This is a genomic window from Flavobacterium collinsii, from assembly GCF_902804485.1.
In the GTDB taxonomy this organism is placed as follows: domain Bacteria; phylum Bacteroidota; class Bacteroidia; order Flavobacteriales; family Flavobacteriaceae; genus Flavobacterium; species Flavobacterium collinsii.
On record NZ_CADCST010000200.1, the window covers coordinates 1 to 1,656 of the forward strand.

A 1,656-nucleotide genomic window follows, 5' to 3' on the forward strand; every position below is an offset into this window, starting at 1 on the left:
TATAATAATTATATTAGGATTATGATTTATATAAAACTGCAAATTCTCTAATACTAAAAGATAATAATTTTCTCTGCCAGTTATAAAATCAAAAAATTCATTTTTTAAAGTTTCAAGGTTAATATCAATTCCTAAATAATTGTTTTTTAGTAAGTATCTGTAAAAATCCGTATTACATTTCTCTGGATAAAAGGTTATAAGATATTTTTCTGGATTAATTATATTACTATACAAGTTTGCATTTCTTTTAAACAAAAATAAGGTCGTATCGCTACTAATTAATTTATGATTTTCTCTCATTGAAAGATGCAGATAATCAACTAGCAGTTTCATATTATTAGAATCTAATCCTATTTCATTTTGCTTCAATTTTGGAACCAAATCTAATTTTTCTTCAACAAAATCAATTTCGCAATTTTCATCAATCCAAACAAGTATTGAATTTATAAACTCTGTTCTCTTTTCCTTATAATTCTCGGGGATATCATATCTTGTTATACCTTCCGTCGTAATTTGAATACTCATCGAGGATTCTGGTGAATTTTTAAGTTCTAATAATTCATCCTCGATTTCTTTCTTAATCAAATAAGATATTTTAAATTTATGCTTAAACTTAAAATCCATATCTCTTCTTAAAGAAAAGAATAATAACAAAGTACTGAAATCTAGAATAAATTTGACCTCATCACTAGAAGTAATTTTCTGGGAAAATACAATCGGTAACGTGGTGTACTTACATCCCTTAAAATTGGTCAAATGCAAATACGCATTTATATAATTTTCTCTAAAAACTCCTCTCACTATTTCGGTAAAACCAACTTTATAACCATAATAATCATTTAAAAGGTTATCTACTCTTTCCTTTTCTTGAGTACCGGAAACCCCGAATTGTTCAATCAGAAATTTTTTCATTCCTTCCGCATCTTTAGGTATTTGAATTGATTCAAAACCTAATTCATTAATCGGATTATTTGCTTCTTCTGAAATATCTCGGAACAATTTCATAGCATCATTATAAATCTCAATGATTACAATTGTATTAAGATTATTAGACATTGAAGATTTAGTGGAAAAGGATTCTCCTTTTTTCTTACCTATAAATTCTTTATTAAATCCTCCTGCATTTGTAATTTTCTTCTTTTCAATCTTTCCATTTACACTATATGCGACCCAATAACCCAATGCCACTTCCTCATACTGTTCAAAAAAATCTTTAAGTAATAATGAAGCTGTAAAATAGTTTTTTCTCGCATTAGTATTATTAATATCGAGTGCTAAATTATATAAAATTTCAAATCCTTTTGAAATCTTAATATTATTACGAATCATAATAAAGCTAATATTTACTCCTATAGCTTCATCATCAAAAACGTTTTTAATATCATTACAGATTTCATCAATTTTATCAAATGATTTTTTTCTTTCAAGAGTAGCTAAATAAAAAAACAAGTATTGTTCATCATTAGGAAACTCTTTGTACAAAAGTTCATCTATCTCCTCAAGATTATTTACATCATCTATCTCGACATAGAAATTATGTTCAAATCCAAGTAATAGCTCATCTATATCTGAATTATTCTCTCTCCAAAATTTTAATAATTGAAGTAATTCCTTATATTTCCCTCTTTCGTCATCATCTTTATCATGTAACTGTTT

The 1,656-nt window shown here is 26.3% G+C and carries 1 protein-coding gene; it reads right to left on the reverse strand.

Translation table 11 applies throughout. The features are described 5' to 3' along the window. On the reverse strand, nt 1–1,656 hold a 1,656-nt coding region (locus tag FLA105534_RS23675), incomplete at both ends, for a PIN domain-containing protein (protein WP_173968533.1).